The sequence below is a fragment of the Microbacterium enclense genome, from assembly GCF_004022425.1.
Taxonomy (GTDB): domain Bacteria; phylum Actinomycetota; class Actinomycetes; order Actinomycetales; family Microbacteriaceae; genus Microbacterium; species Microbacterium enclense_A.
Genome location: NZ_RBZY01000010.1, coordinates 50552 through 71797, shown reverse-complemented (window position 1 = coordinate 71797; position 21246 = coordinate 50552). Strand labels below are relative to the sequence as shown.

Sequence of the window (21246 nt, the reverse complement as noted above, 5' to 3'; positions counted from 1 at the left end):
TGGGTGGCCATTTCGCATATACGGACACATTCGTCGCTTCGGCGTCGATCACTCCTCGTCTGAGGTGTGGTCGGCGCCTTTTTTCGTTGAGCCCTCCGCAAAGGGAAACGGATAGGGTCGCAGGGTGAGCGATTTCTCAGGACACGTTCCGGGAAGCCGACAGTACCGTCGGCTGCTCGTGGGCCTGTTCTTCGGGGGAGTCGCGACCTTCGCGCAGCTCTACGCGACCCAAGCTGTCCTCCCACAGCTCGCGGCGGACCTCCGAATCGATCCCGCGACCGCCGCGCTGACCGTCTCCGCGTCGACTCTCGGTCTGGCCGTCGCTGTCCTGCCGTGGTCGGTGGTCGCCGACCGTGTCGGGAGGGTGCCGGCGATGGCGTTCGGAGTGATCTCCGCAACGGTGCTGGGGGCGACGGCGCCGCTGGCCTCTGACGTCGCGGTTCTCCTGACCCTGCGTCTTCTCGAGGGCCTTGCTCTCGGGGCGATCCCAGCCGTCGCGCTCGCCTACCTGAGCGAAGAGGTCGATGTCCGCCACGTCGCCGCGGCGGCGGGGTCGTACATCGCCGGCACGACGGTCGGTGGGCTGAGCGGACGCCTGGTGTCGGGTCCCATCGGCGAGGTCGCCGGGTGGCGGTGGGGTGTGGCATCCGTCATCCTGCTGTGTGCCGTGTCGGCGGTGATCTTCCTCACGCTCGTTCCTTGTGCCCGAGGCTTCGTCCCTGGTCGAACCCGGACGATGCCGGGCCCCACGGTGGTGGCCCGTGTGATGGTCAATCTGCGGGCCCCGGTTCAGCTGGCGTTGTACGCCCAGGGCTTCCTTCTCATGGGCGCGTTCGTCGCCGTCTACAACTACTTGGGCTTCCATCTCACGGCACCGCCGTTCTCGCTCGCCCCGGCCATTGTGACGCTGTTGTTCATCGCTTACCTGGCTGGGACGGTTTCCTCGCCCCGGGCCGGAGCTCTTGCCGTGCGTCTCGGACGTTATCCGGTGCTCGTCGGTTCGATCGTCGTCACCGCTGCGGGTGCCGCGCTGATGTCGGTCCCTGTGACGGTCGTGGTGGTCGTGGGTCTGGTGGTCTTCACCGCGGGCTTCTTCGCCGCGCACGCGGTCGCGTCGGGGTGGACGCCCGTGGCCGCGGAACCGCAGGCGCGCGCCCAGGCGTCGTCGCTGTATTACTTGGGCTACTACGGTGGCTCGAGTCTGTTCGGCTGGCTTCTCGGTCTGATCTTCACCGCGAGCGGGTGGGTGTGGTTCATGGTCACCGTGATCGGCATTTGCGCCGTCGCGGGCGCGCTGGCGCGGGCCGCATTGCGTGCGCGCGATCGGGCGTGAGGCGAACCTCTGCGTGTTCCGGGTCAATCCCTCTCCGTGATGTCACTCGTCCGACTAGCGTCGGTACGACGACATGAGGAGGTCGCGAGTGGACGACGCCGACGAGCTGACGACAGCACGGACGCCGGGTGACGAGATCGACGACGGCGTGGGCGATGAGACCGCCGACCCGGTCGCCGAGATCAGCTACGACGAACAGCGCTATCCGGCCCGCCCGCGGCGGCTCCGCCCGCGCGACCAGTTCAGGGGCGGGACGCTGCGGCGCTTCCTCACCGATCCGCGCAACGCGAACGGCGGCAACCCGTCGTATGTGGAATGGCTCGTGCGTCAGTCGATGCTCAAAGACGCCGACGTTCTGAGCCGCCAGCTGTCCGGACAGCCATCGATGTGGCGCAACCCCTACGCGCGGCCGGACGCGCGACGCGCGATCGAATCGACCGACGTCTGGTTCACGGCGTACCCGATCTCGCTCATGGCGCGGCCGGGGGAGTCGTTCCTCGATGCGCTCGGTGACGAGGCACTGTGGGATGCCTTCGAGTGGGTCGGGATCAATGGCATCCATACCGGACCGGTGAAGCGCGCGGGCGGAATCAGCGGCTGGCAGGAGACGCCGAGCGTCGACGGTCACTTCGACCGCATCAGCACGCAGATCGACCCCGAGTTCGGTGACGAGAACGCCTTCCGACGCATGGCCGACGTGGCAGACGCCCACGGCGGCAGCGTGATCGATGACATCGTGCCCGGACACACGGGGAAGGGTGCGGATTTCCGCCTCGCGGAGATGGCGTACAAGGACTACCCCGGGATCTATCACATGGTCGAGATCCCGCGCGAGGACTGGGGGCTCCTGCCGGAGGTCCCCGCCGGGCGCGATTCGGTGAACCTCGACGCCGACACGGAACGCGAGCTGAGCGCGCGCGGCTACATCATCGGCGAGCTCCAGCGCGTCATCTTCTTCACGCCCGGCGTGAAAGAGACGAACTGGAGCGCGACGGCCCCGGTCGTCGGTACCGATGGTCTCGAGCGCCGCTGGGTGTACCTGCACTACTTCAAGGAGGGTCAGCCCTCGATCAACTGGCTCGACCCGACATTCGCCGGTATGCGCCTGGTCATCGGCGACGCCCTGCACTCGCTCGGCGACCTCGGTACGAGCGCGCTCCGACTGGATGCCAATGGCTTCCTCGGCGTCGAGAAGAGTGCTGAGGGGATGCCGGCGTGGTCGGAGGGACACCCGCTCTCCCACGCCGCGAACCACATCATCGCCGGCATGGTGCGGAAGGTCGGGGGGTTCACGTTCCAGGAATTGAACCTCACCATCGAGGACATCCGCGACACCAGTGCGGTCGGTGCTGATCTGTCGTACGACTTCGTCACGCGACCCGGCTACCACCACGCGTTGGCGACGGCGAACACGGAGTTTCTCCGCCTGGCGCTCACGACGGCACTCGAGACCGGGGTGGAGCCGGTGCAACTCGTGCACGGGATGCAGAACCACGACGAGCTGACCTACGAGTTGGTGCACTGGGCGACGACTCATCGCGACACCGTCTACTCCTTCCGGCACGGCGAGGCCACCGGAGCGCAGATCGCCGAAACGGTGCGTGCCGAACTCACCCAGGCGCTCACGGTCGACGCGGACTACAACCTCGTCTTCACGCAGAACGGGATCGCGTGCACCACCGCGTCCCTCATCGCGGCGACGCAGGGCAAAGCGACGCTCGAGGACATCACGGAGGCAGACGCGCCCGCGATCCGCGACGCGCATCTTCTCCTGGCGAAGTACAACTCATGGCAGCCCGGCGTGTTCGCTCTGTCGGGCTGGGACCTGACCGGTTCGCTGACCCTGCCCGCCGACGAGGTGCGCCACCTCATCTCGTCGGGCGACACACGCTGGATCGAACGCGGCGCGCACGATCTGCTCGACGTCGCGCCCGACGCAGCCACGTCGGCGTCCGGGATGCCGCGGGCACGGTCGCTCTACGGTTCCCTCGGCAGGCAGCAGGCGGATCCCGACTCGTTCCTCTCGGGATTGCGCGAGATTCTGCGCATTCGCAGCGAGAACGAGATCGCCGTGGCATCCCAGGTCGACATTCCGCAGGTCGGCCACCCCAGCATGCTGGTGATGGTCCATCGGCTCGACGGCGGTGATCGTCGCCTTGATGATGCGCCGCTGCAGATCACCGTGCTCAACTTCTCCGGGGAGAGCATCGAGGGAACGGTCCGCTCGGAATGGCTGGTGCCGCAGAGCACGGCGGTGGATGCCGCGACCGGCGATGTCGTCGGCCGTGTCGACGAGTTGCAGAGTTTCGCTCTCGAGCTCGGACCGTACGCGGGTCTGTTCTTGCGGATGCACGCTCCGGAGGCGGCCGAGGACTGAGTGGGCGGTCGTGTCGGCGGCCGCGGGTACGCTTCGGCGCATGAGTACAGGGTCTTCGTGTCTCGATCCGGAGTGCGGTGAGCCTGTCGTCCGGGGCGCGCCCGTCGGCCTGTGCGACGAGCACCTCGCCCTCGCCGCGGAGTGGGTGGGCCGACGCGACGGCGTCGCCGACCTCCTGCCCACGCCGTGTCTGCTCTGCGGCTCCCGGCTGGGCGTCCGCTGGCCGAGCGGGTGGCTGTGCGCCGTGTGCGAATGGCATCACGGGGAGCCCGTCGACGGCGAGCTGCCCCCTCCCCGTATCGATGTGGTCTACTACCTCCGGTTCCGCGATCGCGTGAAGATCGGAACGAGCGCGCAGCCCCGGCGCAGACTGCGGGCCATCCGCCACGACGAGCTCCTCGCGTTCGAGCGCGGTGACCGCGCGGTCGAACGACGGCGGCACGTGCAGTTCGCCGCGGATCGCCTGGGCGGCTCGGAGTGGTTCGCTCGAAGCGCTGCTCTCGACACCCACATCGCGTCGCTGTCGCACGGGGTCGACGACCCGTGGGACCTGGTGGCTCGGTGGACGAGTGAAGCTCACGCCCGTCAGGGCTGACGGCCCGACGCTACGGCACAGGCGACTCAAAGCCACCGCCCCTACCGTGGGGGCAGACAGAAGGAGGGTACTCATGGGCTTCCTCGATCGGCTCTTCGGCTCGAGCGACGATGGGCGTCGCGCGCCGGCCGCCCCGGCCTCGCACGTTCCGGTGAGCGGCGCGCGCGACGCCGACGGTCGGTACGCACCCCCTCCACCGCCGGGCGCCGCCGGGGCGGCACCCACGCCGTCGGGCGACGACGCTCAGGCGCTCGACCGCTACCGTTACCTGCTGCGAACGGCACCGCCCGAGACCGTGGAACAGGTGCACGCCGAGGCGTTCGCCCGCCTCACCCCGAGCCAGCGTCAGCAGGTGCTTCAGGAGTTGTCGTCGGGGCTGCCGATCGCCGAACGCCCCCGCAGCGACGATCCCGCGTCGCTCGCGCGCGCGGCGACGCGGGCCGAGTACACGCGTCCGGGCTTCATGGAGCGCACCTTCGGCGGACGGTCGTTCGGCGGCGGTGGGGGAGCCCCCGGTTTCGGTTCCCTGCTCGGTGCTTCGATGCTCGGCACCATCGGCGGCTACGTCATCGGCTCCGCGCTCGTCGGATCCCTGTTCGACCCCGGTTACGCCGCGGGCTTCGAGGACGGTGTCGCTGCGGACGGCGGGGACGCGGCATCCTTCGACGATCCGGGTGCGGGCGACGCCGGCGGATTCGGCGACTTCGGAGGCGATTTCGGCGGCGATTTCGGATTCTGACCTCGCCACCGCGGTCCGACCGTTCGCCGGACGCGACGCCCTCCGCCGACTCGCGGAGTCGCCCGCGTGGGCGCCGCACGGACGCGGGCACCGCACGCTAGGGTCGAGGCCATGTCCGGCCCGTCGCCGAGCGAGCGGCTCGGCCTTCACCGGAGCTTGCTGACCAGCCAGCTGCTCCAGGCGGGTGCGACCGTGCTCGCGGTTGCGGTGACCCTCGTCCTCGGGCAGATCGAGGATGTCGCCCTGTTCGTCGCGGGCGCCGGCATGATCTTCGTCTGCGCGGGGATCGTCGTCCTCTCGCCCCGCGATGCCCTGCCGTCGTGGCTCGTCCTGGTCGCTCCCGTCGTCGACGTCGCAGCGATCGGAGTGATGCGCGAAAGTGCGCCGGTCGCGGGCATCGGTCTGCTGTGGGCCTTCCCTGCCATGTGGATCGGCTCCGTGTTCGGTGTCCGTGGGGTCGTCGGCGTGACGGCGGCGGTGACGGCCCTCATCACCTATCAGGCGTTCGACGAGATGCAGCGCGTGGCGGCGTCGACGTTCGTTCTCCCTTTCACCCTTGCGGCTCTGGCGACGATGTCGCACTTCGCGGCCCAACGCACGCGTGCGCAGCGGTCCCTGCTCGAGAATCAGTCGGCCGAATTGCGGCGGGCGCTCGAACGCTCCCGCCGCCAGGAGGACCTTGTCACCGAGGTGCTCGACGCGGTCGACTTCGGGGTCATCCGCATCACGGCCGAGGGTGAATACGCCGTGAGCAACGAGGCGCACGCCCGGCTGCAAGCGAGCACCGAACCGCTCGGCCCCGCCTCCGACGTCTTCGCGGCCGACGGCATCACACCGCTGGATCCGCGCGCGACGCCGTTCGCACGGGCCCGCGCGGGGGAGACATTCGAGGGCGAGCTGGTCTGGTTCGGGATGCCGGGCGACGACCGCCGTGCGCTGAATGTGACGGCCCGGCGCCTTCCGTCGCGCGAGGGGAAGGACGGGGGCAGCGTCGTCGTCTCGCGCGACGTGACCGCTGAAGAGCTGGCGCTCCGCGCGCGCGAGGACCTGGTCGCGAGCGTCTCGCACGAGCTGCGAACGCCGCTCACCTCGATCCTCGGCTACCTCGAGCTCGCCCTCGACGACGATGATCTGGCGGCATCCACGCGCGAGCAGCTGGAGATCGCGGAGCGTAACGCCGCGCGACTCCGCGAGCTCGTCGCCGACATCCTCGCCATGTCTGCGGCTTCCCGGCACGGGGTGGGGTTCGCCCTGCACCCGGCGCCGACGGACGTCGCCGAGATCGTCGAGAGCGCCGTGACCGCGGTCGCGCCCCGCGCGATGGCGCACGGCATCCGGATCGATGCGTCCGGTGTCCATTCGTGCCGGGCGGTCGTGGATGCGCATCGCCTGCGGCAGGTCGTCGACAACCTCCTGTCCAACGCCGTGAAGTACAACACGCGCGGCGGTGGCGTCGTCGTCTCCGTCGAACGCGCGGCCGAGGCGGTGCTGATCACGGTCGCTGACAACGGTCCTGGAATCTCGCCCAGCGAGCAGGCGCGTATCTTCGAGCGGTTCTTCCGCGCGGATGCGGTGCGCAACTCCAGTGTCCACGGCAGCGGACTGGGCCTTGCGATCAGTCGGGACATCGCGCGCGCCCACGGGGGCGATATCTCGCTCGCAACCGCACCCGGGGCCGGCTCCGTCTTCACGGTGCGCCTGCCCCAGAAGGAAGAGGCGCAGTCATGGTCTTTGACGTCCTGAGCCTGCAGGCGGCTTCGTCGCTCGTCATCCTGGTCTCGGCGGTGATCTATCTTCTCGACACCCTGATGCTGCGCGACGCGCTTCCGGGACGGCTGTGGGCGACCGCGTTCCTCGCCGGGGTCTTCTCCGCCGTGTGCTATCTGGTCTCGATAGCCGTGCCCGGGGCGTTCGTCGCGATCGCCCTCGGGAACGGCGCGTTCGTCGGCGCGACCTCCTTCATCTGGTTGGGGAGCGCGGCGTTTAATGGGCGCCGGCTGAGGGTTCCGGTCATCGTCACGTCCGTCGGCCTGGTGGTCGTGGTGCTGCTCGCGCTCCTGGACGGTCCCGCGGCGGGCGACTGGGCGGGAGCGGTTCCCTTGTTCCTCGCCAATGCGCTGTTCGCGGTGCTGGGAGCGATCGAGACGCGGCGCGGAGCCATCGGGCGGCGCTGGAGCGCGGCGGCGTTGACGACGGTCCTGACCATCGAGGCCGTGTGGTTCTCGGTCCGCACGATCGTCTTCATCGTGCAGGGTCCGGAGAGTCCGGTGTTCCTCACCTACTTCGGCACGAGCGTGTCGGCCTTCCTCACGATGTCGTTGGTCGTCGCCGCCGTCGTGGTCACGTCGGTGCTCCGCACGAACGAGTCCGCTCTGCGGGGCAATCCGGAGACCCGCCATCTCGTCGTCGACCGCAGCGGGGTGCTGCTGCGGGAGTCCTTCGGTGCGGTCCTGACCATCCTGGTCGCCCGTGCCCGGGCGGCCGGGGAGGATCTGTGCGTCATCGGCATCCGGGTCGACGACCTCCGACGCGTCGCCACCGCCTTCGGGCCGGAGGAGGCCGAAGAGATGGCGCAGGCGTTCCGCGCGTCCGTTCGGCGCCATGCCCCCACCATGGCCCTGGTGGGAGAGACGGATGCCACGGGCCTCTCGGTGGCGTTCTCGACCTCGCTGACGACCGACTACCGGCGGCTGGTCCGTGTGCTCCACGAACGGCTCGTGGCCGATCTCTCGGATCTGGCCACGTCGGTCGTGCCGGTGGTGGGGATCGGTATGGCCCTCGCCTCGGTGGACGGCGCGGACGGTCCGACCCTGGTGGATCGCGCCGACGCCGACGCCAGCCGCGCCGCGATGACCGGCGATCAGCCTTTCGGCATGCCGACGGAGTGACGACCGGGTCTCAGTGCGCGTCGCCCGGTTCGGTGACGAGGGCCTGGACGCGGGCGCGGAGCTCGCGCGGCCGGAACGGCTTCGTGAGGTAGTCGTCCGCACCGGCTTCGCGCGCGAGACGTTCTTCGGTGGCGTCCACGCGCGCGCTCACCATCAGGATGCGCGTCCCGCTGAACTCACGGATGCGGCGCGCGGTCTCGAACCCATCGAGGCCCGGCATGCTGACGTCGAGCGTGGTCACCGCGGGGTCGACGCGGCGGACGGTCTCGATCCCCGTGAGGCCGTCAACGGCGGTGTGCACGATGAAACCGACGGGCTCGAGGGTCGCGCTGAGCAGCGAGCGGATGTCGACATCGTCTTCGATGACGACCACGACGTTCGGATTCGGCATGATGACACTCTCGCCAACCGGTCGGAGGGCGCGAATGCGGCCTTGAGGAAATGGTAGCCCACGGGGGATGCCGCCGGATCGGGGCGTGGCGGCTGTGGCATCCTCGATGGGTGACACTGCTCGCGCTGACCGGCGGAATCGCCTCCGGAAAGTCCACCATCTCCCGCATGCTCGCCGAGAAAGGCGCCGTCGTGGTCGACGCCGACGCGATCGTGCGCGACGTCCAGGCACCCGGGTCGCCGGTTCTGGCCGCGATCGCCCGGGAGTTCGGCGCGGACGTGGTCGCACCCGACGGGACGCTGGACCGGCCGGCGCTCGGTTCGCGCGTCTTCGGCCACCCGGAGCGGCTGGCCGCGCTCAACGCGCTCGTTCACCCGGCCGTCCGCGAGGAGTCGCAGCGGAGGTTCCGGGCGGCTCTCTCGGCGGATCCCGACGCGGTCGTGGTGTACGACGTGCCGCTGCTGGCGGAATCCCGTGGCACGGGCGAGTGGGACCTGGTCGTCGTCGCCCACGCACCCGCGCAGCAGCGGGTGCAGCGGCTGATCGCGCAGCGCGGTCTCACCGAGGCCGAGGCCCGCGCGCGCATCGCCGCGCAAGCGGGCGACGACGAGCGGCTGGCGCTGGCCGATGTCGTGATCGACACGACCGGCGATCTGGATGCCACGCGACGGCAGGTCGACGAGCTGTGGGAGCGACTCGCGACGAGCTGATCGGCGCGTCGCTCGCCGACGGCGAACGCGGTGCCGCCCCCGATGTCGGAGGCCCCGCCTACGCTGGAATCATGCAGGCCACCCGTTCCGTCCGCCCCTTCGAGGTCATCAGCGAGTACTCCCCGTCCGGTGACCAGCCGCAGGCGATCGCCGATCTCGCCGCGCGCATCAACGCGGGTGAGACCGACGTCGTGCTGCTCGGCGCGACCGGCACCGGTAAGTCGGCGACCACGGCGTGGCTCGTCGAGGCGGTGCAGCGACCGACGCTCGTCCTGGCCCACAACAAGACGCTCGCGGCGCAGCTCGCCAACGAGTTCCGCGAACTCATGCCGAACAACGCCGTCGAATACTTCGTGTCGTACTACGACTACTACCAGCCCGAGGCCTACGTGCCCCAGACCGATACGTTCATCGAGAAGGACTCCTCGGTCAACGCCGAGGTGGAGCGGCTGCGGCACTCGACGACGAACTCGCTGCTGTCGCGCCGCGACGTCGTGGTGGTCTCGACGGTGTCGTGCATCTACGGCCTCGGCGCGCCGGAGGAGTACCTGCGGGCCATGGTCGCGCTGCAGGTGGGGGAGCGGTACGACCGCGACGCCCTCATCCGCAAGTTCATCGCCATGCAGTACAACCGCAACGACGTCGACTTCTCGCGCGGCAACTTCCGGGTTCGCGGCGACACGATCGAGATCATCCCGGTCTACGAGGAGTTCGCGATCCGTATCGAGATGTTCGGTGACGAGATCGAAGCCCTCTACACGCTGCACCCGCTCACCGGCGATGTGATCCAGAAGATGGATTCCGTCCCGATCTTCCCCGCGTCGCACTACGTCGCCGGCACCGATACGGTGCAGCGCGCGATCGGCACGATCGAGCACGAACTCGGCGAGCGGCTGAAAGAGCTCGAGTCACAGGGCAAGCTGCTCGAGGCGCAGCGGTTGCGCATGCGCACGACGTTCGACCTCGAGATGCTGCAGCAGCTGGGGTTCTGCTCGGGCATCGAGAACTACTCGCGGCACATGGACGGTCGCAACGCCGGGGACCCGCCGCATACCCTGCTCGACTTCTTCCCCGACGACTTCCTTCTCGTCATCGACGAGTCGCACGTGACCGTGCCGCAGATCGGCGCGATGTACGAGGGAGATGCGTCGCGTAAACGCACGCTGGTCGAGCACGGGTTCCGGCTCCCGAGCGCCATGGACAACCGGCCGCTCCGGTGGGACGAGTTCAAGAACCGCATCGGCCAGACGGTCTACCTGTCGGCGACCCCGGGTCGCTACGAGATGGGTATCGCCGACGGTGTCGTCGAGCAGATCATCCGTCCGACGGGTCTCGTCGACCCCGAGATCGTGGTGAAGCCGTCCAAGGGGCAGATCGACGACCTGCTCGAGCAGATCCGTCTCCGCGTCGAGCGCGACGAGCGCGTGCTGGTCACGACGCTCACGAAGAAGATGGCCGAGGAATTGACGGACTTCCTCGGAGAGCACGGCGTTCGTGTGCGGTACCTGCACTCCGACGTCGACACCCTCCGACGCGTCGAACTGCTGACGGAACTGCGTGCGGGTGTCTACGACGTGCTCGTCGGCATCAACCTGCTCCGTGAGGGGCTCGACCTGCCCGAGGTCTCGCTCGTGGCGATCCTGGATGCCGACAAGGAAGGGTTCCTGCGCAGCGGCACGTCTCTCATCCAGACGATCGGACGCGCGGCCCGCAACGTGTCGGGTGAGGTGCACATGTACGCCGACAAGATCACCGACTCGATGCGGAACGCCATCGACGAGACCGAGCGGCGTCGCGAGAAGCAGATCGCGTACAACACGGCGAACGGCATCGACCCGCAGCCGCTGCGCAAGAAGATCGCCGACATCACGGAGGTGCTCGCGCGCGAGGCATCGGACACCCGGAGCCTGTTGTCCCGGAACGACAAAGCGGGCAAGGGCAAGTCGCCGACGCCGCAGCTGCGTCGCACGGGGATCGCGGCCGAGGGCGCCGATCAGCTGGAATCCACGATCGCCGACCTCACGCAGCAGATGCTCGCGGCGGCCAGTGAGTTGAAGTTCGAGCTCGCCGGACGCCTGCGTGACGAGGTGCAGGACCTCAAGAAGGAACTCCGCGCGATGGAGCGGGCCGGGCACGCCTGAGCCGGAGGACACGGTGGAGCAGAGAGTCTCGCTGATCACGCTCGGGGTGGCGGACCTGGAGCGGTCGCTGCGGTTCTACGAGCGTCTCGGTTGGCATCGGCACGCCGACTCGGTCGAGGGCGAGGTCGCGTTCTTCGACGTCGGCGGGATGGTCGTCGCCCTGTGGGATCGCGGGAAGCTCGCCGCGGACTCGGCCGTTCCGGACGTCGGAGGGTGGGGCGGCGTCACGCTCGCGCACAATGTGCGCGCGCCCGAGGACGTCGACGCGATACTCACTGATGCCGTAGCCGCCGGCGCGACCCTGGGGCGGTTGGGTGCGACCACTCCCTGGGGTGGGTACTCGGGCGTTTTCGTCGACCCGGACGGTCATCCGTGGGAGGTCGCGGTCAACCCCGGCTGGCCCTTGGATGCCGACGGGCGACCGCAGCTCGCCTGACCCCGCCCTCGCGGCCGAGGTCTCGGGCCGGTGCGCGTCGCTCGGGGATCTCAGGGGCAGTGCAGCAGCGGCTTGGGCCCGGAGCGGTCGACGCTGTGTTCCGACATGGCATGGCCGCAGAGCGGGCAGGGACGCCCGGTGCGCACCGGCTCGGGCGTCGTCTCATACGGCCCCACCGACGCAGGTCCCGCCACGCGGATCAGACGCGTGTTGAGGTATTGGTACCACCCGCCGGCAGCCCGGACGCGTTCGCGCAACGGGGGTCGGTCGGCATCCTTTTGTGCCATGATCATTAGTGTACTAACGAATTGGAGGAAGCGCGTGGACGATCCGCTGCGGCTGGAGAACCAGGTGTGCTTCGCCCTCGTCACCGCCGCGCGCAACATCGTGTCGATCTACCGTCCGGTCCTCGAACCGCTCGGCCTCACCCACCCGCAGTACCTCGTCATGCTCGCGCTGTGGGAGCAGGCACCGCGGTCGCTGGGTGCTCTCGCCGCGGAGCTCGCCATGGAACCCGCGACCCTGTCGCCGCTCGTCAAGCGCCTCGAGGCGCAGGGTCGGGTGGAGCGCTCGCGGCGGGCGGACGACGAGCGGGTCCTCGACATCGACCTCACGGCGGATGGAAGGGCGCTGCGCGAACGGGCCCTGGACGTGCCCGCGCAGATCATGGCCCGCGTCGGCGTGGACGAGGCGGCACTCGTCGCCCTGCGCGACGGCCTCGCGCCCTTCGCACGGCGCGAGGATGCCGCCGACTGAGCCGCAGACCGATCGCCCGTCCGCACGCGGGGGCCGCGCACTCTCGCACATCCGTGCGCCGGCGGCGAACCCGGGGCCGATGTCGGAGGGGGAACCTAGACTTGTGCGGTGCCCATCGTTCCTGTCTCGTCTCCCGGAAACACCAGCGGAAAGCTCAGTGTTCGCGGTGCCCGCGTCCACAATCTGAAGAACGTCGACCTCGACATTCCGCGCGATTCGCTCGTGGTGTTCACCGGCCTTTCGGGGTCGGGAAAGTCGAGCCTCGCGTTCGACACGATCTTCGCCGAGGGGCAGCGCCGGTACGTCGAGTCGCTGAGCGCCTATGCCCGCCAGTTCCTCGGACAGGTCGACCGACCCGACGTCGACTTCATCGAGGGCCTGAGCCCCGCGGTCTCGATCGATCAGAAGTCCACGAACCGCAACCCGCGGTCGACCGTCGGCACGATCACCGAGATCCACGACTACATGCGTCTGCTGTGGGCGCGCATCGGCGTCCCGCACTGTCCCGATTGCGGCGCGCGTATCCAGCGCCAGACGGTGCAGCAGATCGCCGACCAGCTCATGGAGTTGCCCGAGCGCACCCGCTACCAGATCGTCGCGCCCGTCGTGACGCAGAAGAAGGGCGAGTTCGTCGACCTCTTCAAAGAGCTGAGCGCCAAGGGCTACGCGCGCGCCGTCGTCGACGGTGAGCTCGTGCAGCTGGCTGAGCCGCCGACACTGAAGAAGAGCTACAAGCACGACATCGCGGTCGTGGTCGACCGGCTCGTGGCATCCGGAGACATCCTGTCGCGCGTGACCGACTCGGTCGAGACCGCTCTCGGGCTGGCCGGCGGCATCATGCAGGTGAACTTCGTCGACGAGGAGGGGGATGCCGCGTGGCAGTCGTTCTCCGAGAAGCTCGCCTGCCCCAACGGCCACGCGCTGCAGCTGACCGAGATCGAGCCGCGGACGTTCTCGTTCAATGCTCCGTTCGGCGCCTGCCCGGTGTGCTCGGGCCTGGGAACGCGTATGTCGGTGGACGTCGACCTCATGCTCGGCGACGAGGAGCTGTCCATCCGTGACGGCGCGATCCTGCCGTGGACCACGCAGGGCAAGGGACTCTTCCAGTACTACGAGCGGCTCCTCGAGGGGCTCGCCCGCGACCTCGACTTCTCGCTCGACACCCCCTGGCGAGACCTGACGAAGGACGTTCAGAATGCGGTCCTGCGCGGCGAGAATTACAAGGTCACCGTCAAGTGGAAGAACCGCTACGGGCGTGAGATGAGATACTCCTCCGGCTTCGAGGGCGTCGTTCCGTACATCGAACGGCAGTACCTGCAAGCCGAGTCCGACGCTCAGCGTCAGCGCTGGTCCGAGTACCTGCGCGAGGTGCCGTGCGCGGTGTGCGACGGCGACCGGCTCAAGCCCGAGGTGCTCGCTGTGCTGGTCGACGGCACCTCGATCGCCGCGGCATCCCGGATGAGCCTCGCCGACGCGCGCGAGTTCTTCTCGAAGCTCACCCTCACCGAGCGTGAGGCGACGATCGCCGCCGCGGTGCTGCGCGAGATCCGCGCGCGCCTCGACTTCCTCCTGCAGGTCGGCCTGAACTACCTGAGCCTGGGACGCGCCGCGGGCACGCTCTCGGGCGGCGAAGCGCAGCGCATCCGTCTCGCGACGCAGATCGGGTCGGGCCTCACGGGCGTCCTCTACGTGCTCGACGAGCCATCCATCGGTCTGCACCAACGCGACAACCGTCGACTGATCCAGACCCTGGAGACCCTTCGCGACCTGGGCAACACGCTCATCGTCGTCGAGCACGACGAGGAAACCATTCACGCCGCCGACTGGGTCGTCGACATCGGACCCCGCGCCGGCGTCGACGGCGGCAACGTGGTCCACTCCGGACCGCTGGCGCAACTCCTCGACGACGACCGCTCGCTCACCGGTGCGTACCTCTCGGGCCGTCGCTCGATCGAGGCGCCGAAGAAGCGCCGCAAGATCGACCGGAAGCGCCAGATCACGGTGGTCGGAGCTCGCGAGAACAACCTCCAGAACGTGAGTGTCGACTTCCCCCTCGGGGTGCTCACGTCGGTCACCGGCGTCAGCGGTTCGGGCAAGTCGACGCTGGTGAACGGCATCCTGTACGAAGTCCTCGCCTCCAAGCTCAACGGCGCGCGGCGCGTGCCCGGCAAGCACACGCGCGTCACGGGCCTCGACAACCTCGACAAGGTCGTGCACGTCGACCAGGCGCCGATCGGCCGCACCCCGCGCTCGAACCCGGCGACCTACACCGGTGTGTTCGACCGCATCCGGACGCTGTTCAGCGAGACGCCCGAGGCGAAGGTGCGCGGCTACCAGGCCGGGCGCTTCAGCTTCAACGTCAAGGGCGGCCGCTGCGAGGCGTGCTCGGGCGACGGCACGCTCAAGATCGAGATGAACTTCCTGCCCGACGTGTATGTCGACTGCGAGGTGTGCCACGGCAAGCGGTACAACCGCGACACCCTCTCGGTGCACTACAAGGGCAAGAACATCGCCGAGGTGCTCGAGATGCCGATCTCGGAGGCCGCGGAGTTCTTCGAGCCCATCCAGGCCATCCACCGGTACCTCAAGACCCTCGTGGACGTGGGTCTCGGGTACGTGCGTCTCGGACAGTCCGCCACGACGCTCTCGGGTGGGGAAGCGCAGCGGGTCAAGCTCGCGACCGAGCTCCAGCGCCGCAGCAACGGCCGCTCGATCTACGTGCTCGACGAGCCGACGACCGGTCTGCACTTCGAAGACGTCTCGCTCCTGCTCCAGGTGCTCAACGGGCTCGTCGACAAGGGCAACACCGTGATCGTCATCGAGCACAACCTCGACGTCATCAAGAGCTCGGACTGGGTCATCGACCTCGGCCCCGAGGGCGGTGCCGGCGGCGGCACGATCGTCGCGACCGGCACGCCCGAGCAGGTGGCGACGGTCGCCGAGAGCCACACCGGAGCCTTCCTGGCCGAACTCCTCGAGACGGGTCGCACCGGCACGCAGCGCAATACCACCGAGCGCGAGCCGGAACTGGCCCGCGCGGGGGCCTGAGCCGTGGCATCCCGGGAACGGGTGTCGCAGCTGCCGTACCGGCCGAAAGCGGGAGAGATTCCGACCAACCCGGGCGTGTACCGCTTCCGCGACGCGGAGGGGCGGGTGCTGTACGTCGGCAAGGCGAAGAATCTGCGGGCGCGTCTGTCGAACTACTTCGCACCGTTGTACTCGCTCCACGAGCGCACGAGGCGCATGGTCACGACGGCGGCGTCCGTGGAGTGGACCGTGGTGCCCAGCGACGTCGACTCGCTGCAGCTCGAATACATGTGGATCAAGGAGTTCGATCCGCCGTTCAACGTCCGCTATCGCGATGACAAGTCCTACCCGTTCATGGCGATCACGCTCGCCGATGAGGCACCGCGGGTCATCGTCACGCGGAATCCGAAGATCCGCGGGGCGAAGTACTTCGGCCCGTACCCGAAGGTCTGGGCCGTGCACGACACGATCGACCTGATGATCAAGGTCTTCCCGATCCGCACGTGCAGCGACGCGTCGTACAAGAAGGCGATGCAGTCGGGCCGGCCGTGCTTCCCGGGGCAGATCGGACGCTGCGGCGGACCGTGCTCGATGAAGGTGACGATCGAGGAGCACCGCGCGATCGTCGACGATTTCGTGGCGTTCATGTCCGGCGGCGACCAGAGGTTCACCAAAGCGCTCACGGCTCGCATGACGGAGGCCTCGGCCGCCATGGATTACGAAGCCGCGGCACGCTACCGCGACAAGCTGCAGGCGATCGACGCGGTCCTCGGCAAGAGCGCCCTCGTCCTCCCATCCGACACGGATGCCGATCTCTTCGGCATCGCCGAGGACGAGCTCGCCGCGACGGTGCAGCACTTCGTCGTGCGCGGGGGCCGCGTCCGCGGTGTCCGCGCGACCACCATCGAGAAAGAGATCGACATCTCCGGCGCCGACCTCGTGGACCAGGTCCTGCAGCGCACCTACGGCGACGCGACGGCCGCCGACATCCCACGACAGGTACTCGTGCCCGAGCTTCCGGACGACGCCGAGCAGCTCGAGGCGTGGCTGCGGGATCGTCGGAGCAGGCCGGTCTCCCTGCAGGTCGCACAGCGCGGACCGAAGGCCGATCTGCTCAGAACCGCGACGCTGAACGCGCAGCAGGCGCTCATGCTGCACAAGACCCGCCGGACGAGCGACTACGTCGCCCGCTCGCAGGCGCTCACCGATCTGCAGGAGGCCCTGGGCCTCGACGAGGCGCCGCTGCGCATCGAGTGCTACGACGTCTCGCATCTCGCGGGCACGAACGTCGTGGCATCCATGGTCGTCTTCGAGGACGGGCTGCCCCGCAAGGACCAGTACCGCACCTTCGGCGTCGCCGAGACCACCGACGACACCGACTCGATGTACCAGGTGCTCACGCGGCGTCTGGCCTATCTCGACCGACCCGAAGACGACGAACGCGAGACGCTCGGCGGCGCGATCGTCGCGGATGCCGAGAGCCCGGAGGCGACCGCCGACGGGGAGGTCGTGACGACGCGGAAGCGTCCGCGCTTCGCCTACCGCCCGCAGCTGCTGGTCGTCGACGGCGGCCAGCCTCAGGTCGCCGCGGCGGCTCGCGCGCTGGCCGACGCGGGCCACGAGGAGATCGCGCTGTGCGGCATCGCCAAGAGGCTCGAAGAGGTGTGGCTGCCGGGGGAGGACTACCCGGTGATCCTCCCGCGTACGTCCGAGGCGCTGTACCTGCTGCAGCGTCTGCGCGACGAGGCGCACCGTTTCGCGATCACCCACCAGCGCAAACGCCGCAGGCGCGACATCTCGAGCGTGCTCACCGAGGTGCCGGGGCTCGGGGATGCCAGGATCAAGGCCCTGCTCCGGCATTTCGGCTCGGTGACGGCGCTGAAGAACGCATCGCCCGACGAGATCATGGCGCTCCCGGGAATCGGTCCGACGCTCGCCGAGGCGATCCACGCCCGCCTGGCTCGCTAGGCTGGAATCCCGACGAAAGGGCGAATCATGCAGACGGCACGGGATGCGCCCGCCGAGGTGCTGATCGTCACGGGGATGTCGGGCGCCGGTCGATCCACCGTCGCGAACGCGCTGGAGGATCTCGACTGGTACGTGGTCGACAATCTCCCCCCGCGGATGCTGCGCCCTCTGCTCGATCTCACGGAGCGGGCGGGTGGGGCCGTGCCCCGGGTCGCGGTCGTCGTCGACGTCCGCGGGCGTTCGCTCTTCGGCGATCTCCCCGAGGCGATGCGTGCGCTGCAGGCCGACGGCCAGGTGCGCGTGGTGTTCCTGGATGCCTCGGACGCGGTGCTCGTGCGCCGGTTCGAGGCCGTGCGGCGACCGCACCCGCTGCAGGGGGACGGAACGATCCTCGACGGCATCCGACGCGAGCGGGAACGACTGACCCCGCTGCGCGAAGCCGCCGACGTCGTGATCGACACCTCGACCTACAACGTCCACCAGCTCTCGATCCGGACGGTCGAACTGTTCGGCGAGGAGGGGGCGGCACGGCACACCGTCACGCTCATGAGCTTCGGTTTCAAGTACGGCCTGCCCACCGACGTCGACCTCGTGGCCGACATGCGCTTCCTCCCGAATCCGTTCTGGAACGAGGAGCTGAGGTCACTCACCGGAGAAGACCCCACGGTCCGGGAGTACGTGCTCGCGCAGGAGGGCGCACGAGAGTTCCTCGATGCCTACGCGGCCGCCCTGCGGCCGGTCCTCGACGGATACCAGCGCGAGAACAAGCGCCACTCGGTCGTCGCGATCGGCTGCACCGGGGGGAAGCACAGGTCGGTCGTGATGAGCCGCGAGCTGGCCGCGCGCCTCGGCGATGTGCCGGGCGTCGCGGTCCGTGTGACTCACCGTGACCTCGGCCGCGAGTAGGCTGTACCCTCGTCCCCGCCGCCTCGACAGCCTCACCCGCGCCGTCGGGAGCGTTGCCCCATCGTCCTGAACCGAGGAGAACCGTGCCGCTGACCGCCGACGTGAAGGCCGAGCTGATCACCGTACGCGACCCGCGTCCGACGGCGCGCGTCGCCGAGCTCACGGCGATCCTGCGCTTCTCGGGTGGTCTGCACTCGATCGCGAACCGCGTCGCCGTCGAAGCCGAGTTGGACTCCGACGTCCTGGCCCGCCGCGTCGCTCGCGACCTCATGGAGCTCTACGGTGTCCGTCCCGAGCTGCACCACGTCCAGGGCTCCGGAGGTCGCACCGGTGGTCACTTCGCCGTCCGCGTCATCGAGGCGGGGGAGACGCTCGCGCGCCAGACCGGCCTCCTCGACCAGCGCCGTCGTCCCGTCCGCGGCCTTCCCAACAAGCTCACGACGGGTTCGCGTCCCGACCTCAGCGCCATCTGGCGCGGGGCGTTCCTGGCGAGCGGCTCGCTCAGCGACCCGGGTCGTTCGGCGGCACTGGAGATCTCGTGCCCCTCGTCCGAGGCAGCCATGGCTCTCGTGGGTGCCGGACACCGCATCGGCATCCCGGCCAAGGCCCGCGAGGTGCGCGGCGTTCCCCGCGTCGTCGTGCGTGATGGCGAAGCCATCCGCAGCGCGCTGTACGAGATGGGAGCTCGCCGCACCGCGGGGGAGTGGGACCAGATGCGTCAGCGTCGCGAGGTGCGCGCCGGCGTGAACCGCCTGGTCAACTTCGACGATGCGAACCTGCGCCGCTCCGCGCAGGCGGCGGTCGCCGCGTGCGCGCGCGTCGAGCGCGCTCTCGAGATCCTCGGCGACGAGGTGCCCGGCCATCTGCAGGAGGCGGGCGAGTTGCGTCTGGCGCACCGCGACGCGAGCCTCGACGAGCTCGGCCACCACGCCGACCCTCCGCTGACGAAGGACGCCGTCGCCGGTCGCATCCGCCGACTGCTCGCGATGGCCGACAAGAAGGCCGAGGCCGAAGGCATCCCTGGGACCGAGTCCGCGGTGCCGGTCGGCGCCGAAGACTGACCCTCCCACTCGCACACGAACGGATGCCAGGACCTCTGGCATCCGTTTTCGTTAACGGCCGTCATTCCGGGAAGCAACCCCGTGGTCGGTCTGTTGCGGCTCAGTAGGATGAACACGTCACCCTCGCTGCGCCGAGGTCTCGGTGCAGCGCCGATTCGGAAGTAGAGAACATGGCGAAGTACACGCTGCCCGAACTGCCCTACGACTACTCCGCGCTGGAGCCCCACATCAGCGCGACCATCATGGAGCTGCACCACAGCAAGCACCACCAGACGTACGTCAACGGCGCGAACACCACGCTGGACCTCCTCGCCGAGGCGCGCGAGAAGGGCGATTTCGCGAACATCAACCGCCTCCAGAAGGACCTCGCGTTCAACCTGGGCGGTCACACCAACCACTCCATCTTCTGGACGAACCTCTCGCCCAACGGGGGCGACAAGCCGACCGGCGACCTCGAGGCCGCGATCGACGACCAGTTCGGTTCCTTCGACGCCTTCCGCGGACAGTTCACCGCGGCGGCGCTCGGCGTCCAGGGCTCGGGCTGGGCGGGTCTGTTCTGGGACTCGATCGGTCAGAACCTGCTCATCCAGCAGTTCTTCGACCAGCAGGGCCAGATCGTCGCCGGCACGGTGCCGCTGCTCCTCCTCGACGTGTGGGAGCACGCGTACTACCTCGACTACAAGAACGTTCGCGCGGACTACGTGAAGGCGTTCTGGAACATCGCCAACTGGGCCGATGCGCAGGAGCGCTTCGCGGCCGCCCGTGAGAAGACCACGGGTCTGCTGGTACTGTCGTAAACGGCGTGGGCGTCCCGACGGGACACCTCGTCGGGACGCCGTTGTCCGCCAGCGAACACCGCAATCACGCGCTTCCCGCGCACAACTGATTCAGGAGATATTCCGTGACCGTCAAGATCGGAATCAACGGCTTCGGCCGAATCGGACGCAACTACCTCCGCGCGGCGCTCGCGCAGGGTGCCGACCTCGAAATCGTGGCGGTGAACGACCTCACCGACAACAAGACCCTGGCCCACCTCCTCAAGTACGACTCCGTCGGAGGCGTTCTGGCCGAAGAGGTCTCGTACACCGAAGACTCCATCACCGTCGGCGACAAGACCATCAAGGTCTTCGAAGAGCGCGACCCGGCCAACCTCCCGTGGGGCGAGCTCGGCGTGGACATCGTCATCGAGTCCACCGGCCGTTTCACCAAGGCCGAGGACGCCAAGAAGCACGTAGCCGGCGGCGCCAAGAAGGTCCTCATCTCGGCCCCCGCCACGGGTGACGACGCGACCATCGTCATGGGCGTCAACGAAGAGACGTACAACCCCGAGACCGACGTCATCATCTCGAACGCGTCGTGCACCACGAACTGCCTCGCCCCGCTGGCGAAAGTCTTCAACGACGCTTTCGGCATCGAGCGCGGTTTCATGATGACCGCTCACGCGTACACCGCCGACCAGAACCTGCAGGACGGCCCGCACGGCGACCTGCGCCGTGCGCGTGGCGCCGCGATCAACATCGTGCCCGCGTCGACCGGTGCCGCCAAGGCCATCGGCCTGGTCCTTCCGGAGCTCAACGGCAAGCTCAGCGGCTCGTCGTACCGCGTCCCGGTTCCCACCGGCTCGATCGTCGACCTCACGATCGTTACGCCCACCGAGGGTCTGACCGTCGACCAGGTCAACGAGGTCTACAAGAAGGCCGCGGCGGAGGGTCGCCTCAACGGCATCCTCCAGTACACCGAAGACCCGATCGTCTCGAGCGACATCCAGGGCAACCCGCACTCGTCGATCTTCGACGCGGAGCTGACCAATGTCTCGGGCAACCTCGTCAAGGTCTCGTCGTGGTACGACAACGAGTGGGGTTACTCGAACCGCCTCGTCGACCTGACCGAGTACGTCGCCGAGCGTCTCTGACACTCC

General features: G+C 68.7%; 18 protein-coding genes. 16 read left to right on the top strand and 2 right to left on the bottom strand.

The annotated features are described in order from the left end of the window. Nucleotides 1-124 precede the first annotated feature (124 nt). The 6 genes from D8Y23_RS04285 (at nucleotide 125) to D8Y23_RS04260 (ending at nucleotide 7932) form a co-directional block, all read left to right on the top strand. Entirely contained in the window at nucleotides 125-1333 is a 1209-nt protein-coding gene (locus D8Y23_RS04285) for an MFS transporter (RefSeq protein WP_128216930.1), read from the top strand. 73 nt (nucleotides 1334-1406) lie between these two features. Continuing rightward, a complete protein-coding gene (gene treS / locus D8Y23_RS04280; protein ID WP_428844465.1) occupies nucleotides 1407-3710 on the top strand; it encodes a maltose alpha-D-glucosyltransferase in 2304 nt (767 codons plus the stop codon). 40 nt (nucleotides 3711-3750) lie between these two features. Further along, entirely contained in the window at nucleotides 3751-4305 is a 555-nt protein-coding gene (locus tag D8Y23_RS04275; protein WP_128216929.1) for a GIY-YIG nuclease family protein, read from the top strand. A gap of 73 nt (nucleotides 4306-4378) precedes the next feature. Next, nucleotides 4379-5044 carry a hypothetical protein gene (locus D8Y23_RS04270; protein ID WP_164878138.1) on the top strand — a complete coding sequence of 222 codons (666 nt, stop codon included), beginning with the start codon at nucleotides 4379-4381 and terminating at the stop codon, nucleotides 5042-5044. 111 nt (nucleotides 5045-5155) lie between these two features. Further along, nucleotides 5156-6787, top strand: coding sequence for a sensor histidine kinase (locus D8Y23_RS04265; RefSeq protein ID WP_128216928.1), 1632 nt, complete (start codon nucleotides 5156-5158; stop codon nucleotides 6785-6787). Further along, nucleotides 6769-7932: a hypothetical protein gene (locus D8Y23_RS04260; RefSeq protein ID WP_128216927.1), complete on the top strand. Its 1164-nt coding sequence runs from the start codon at nucleotides 6769-6771 to the stop codon at nucleotides 7930-7932. Before D8Y23_RS04265 ends, D8Y23_RS04260 begins: the two co-directional genes overlap by 19 nt. Before the next feature lie 10 nt (nucleotides 7933-7942). Here D8Y23_RS04260 and D8Y23_RS04255 read toward each other — a convergent pair whose 3' ends face one another. After that, a complete protein-coding gene (locus D8Y23_RS04255; protein ID WP_128216926.1) occupies nucleotides 7943-8323 on the bottom strand; it encodes a response regulator transcription factor in 381 nt (126 codons plus the stop codon). A 110-nt stretch (nucleotides 8324-8433) separates the two neighbouring features. On the opposite strand from D8Y23_RS04255, the gene coaE reads away from it, so the two are divergent. From coaE to D8Y23_RS04240, 3 genes are all read left to right on the top strand, one after another. Further along, a complete protein-coding gene (coaE, locus tag D8Y23_RS04250) occupies nucleotides 8434-9033 on the top strand; it encodes a dephospho-CoA kinase (RefSeq protein WP_128216925.1) in 600 nt (199 codons plus the stop codon). A 71-nt stretch (nucleotides 9034-9104) separates the two neighbouring features. Beyond that, nucleotides 9105-11174, top strand: coding sequence for an excinuclease ABC subunit UvrB (gene uvrB, locus D8Y23_RS04245; RefSeq protein WP_128216924.1), 2070 nt, complete (start codon nucleotides 9105-9107; stop codon nucleotides 11172-11174). A gap of 13 nt (nucleotides 11175-11187) precedes the next feature. Continuing rightward, on the top strand, nucleotides 11188-11610 hold the full coding sequence (locus tag D8Y23_RS04240; protein WP_128216923.1) for a VOC family protein: 423 nt from the start codon (nucleotides 11188-11190) through the stop codon (nucleotides 11608-11610). A gap of 50 nt (nucleotides 11611-11660) precedes the next feature. Here the strand turns inward: D8Y23_RS04240 and D8Y23_RS04235 are convergent, their stop codons facing one another. Then, a complete protein-coding gene (locus D8Y23_RS04235; protein WP_428844464.1) occupies nucleotides 11661-11897 on the bottom strand; it encodes a hypothetical protein in 237 nt (78 codons plus the stop codon). A gap of 34 nt (nucleotides 11898-11931) precedes the next feature. Here D8Y23_RS04235 and D8Y23_RS04230 point away from each other — a divergent pair, with 34 nt between their 5' ends. The 7 genes from D8Y23_RS04230 to gap all read left to right on the top strand — a co-directional run bounded on the left by D8Y23_RS04230 (nucleotide 11932) and on the right by gap (nucleotide 21240). Beyond that, nucleotides 11932-12366: a MarR family winged helix-turn-helix transcriptional regulator gene (locus D8Y23_RS04230; RefSeq protein ID WP_240663771.1), complete on the top strand. Its 435-nt coding sequence runs from the start codon at nucleotides 11932-11934 to the stop codon at nucleotides 12364-12366. Between the two features lie 108 nt (nucleotides 12367-12474). After that, complete coding sequence (gene uvrA / locus D8Y23_RS04225; RefSeq protein ID WP_128216920.1) at nucleotides 12475-15414, top strand: excinuclease ABC subunit UvrA; 2940 nt, start codon at nucleotides 12475-12477, stop codon at nucleotides 15412-15414. A gap of 3 nt (nucleotides 15415-15417) precedes the next feature. Continuing rightward, on the top strand, nucleotides 15418-17361 hold the full coding sequence (uvrC, locus tag D8Y23_RS04220) for an excinuclease ABC subunit UvrC (protein WP_205796837.1): 1944 nt from the start codon (nucleotides 15418-15420) through the stop codon (nucleotides 17359-17361). Between the two features lie 27 nt (nucleotides 17362-17388). Then, nucleotides 17389-18267, top strand: a complete 879-nt coding sequence (rapZ, locus tag D8Y23_RS04215) for an RNase adapter RapZ (protein WP_128216919.1) — start codon at nucleotides 17389-17391, stop codon at nucleotides 18265-18267. An 83-nt stretch (nucleotides 18268-18350) separates the two neighbouring features. Continuing rightward, entirely contained in the window at nucleotides 18351-19328 is a 978-nt protein-coding gene (gene whiA, locus D8Y23_RS04210) for a DNA-binding protein WhiA (RefSeq protein WP_128216918.1), read from the top strand. Between the two features lie 170 nt (nucleotides 19329-19498). Beyond that, on the top strand, nucleotides 19499-20125 hold the full coding sequence (locus tag D8Y23_RS04205) for a superoxide dismutase (RefSeq protein ID WP_076490619.1): 627 nt from the start codon (nucleotides 19499-19501) through the stop codon (nucleotides 20123-20125). Between the two features lie 104 nt (nucleotides 20126-20229). After that, nucleotides 20230-21240: a type I glyceraldehyde-3-phosphate dehydrogenase gene (gene gap, locus D8Y23_RS04200; RefSeq protein WP_128216917.1), complete on the top strand. Its 1011-nt coding sequence runs from the start codon at nucleotides 20230-20232 to the stop codon at nucleotides 21238-21240. Nucleotides 21241-21246 lie beyond the last annotated feature (6 nt).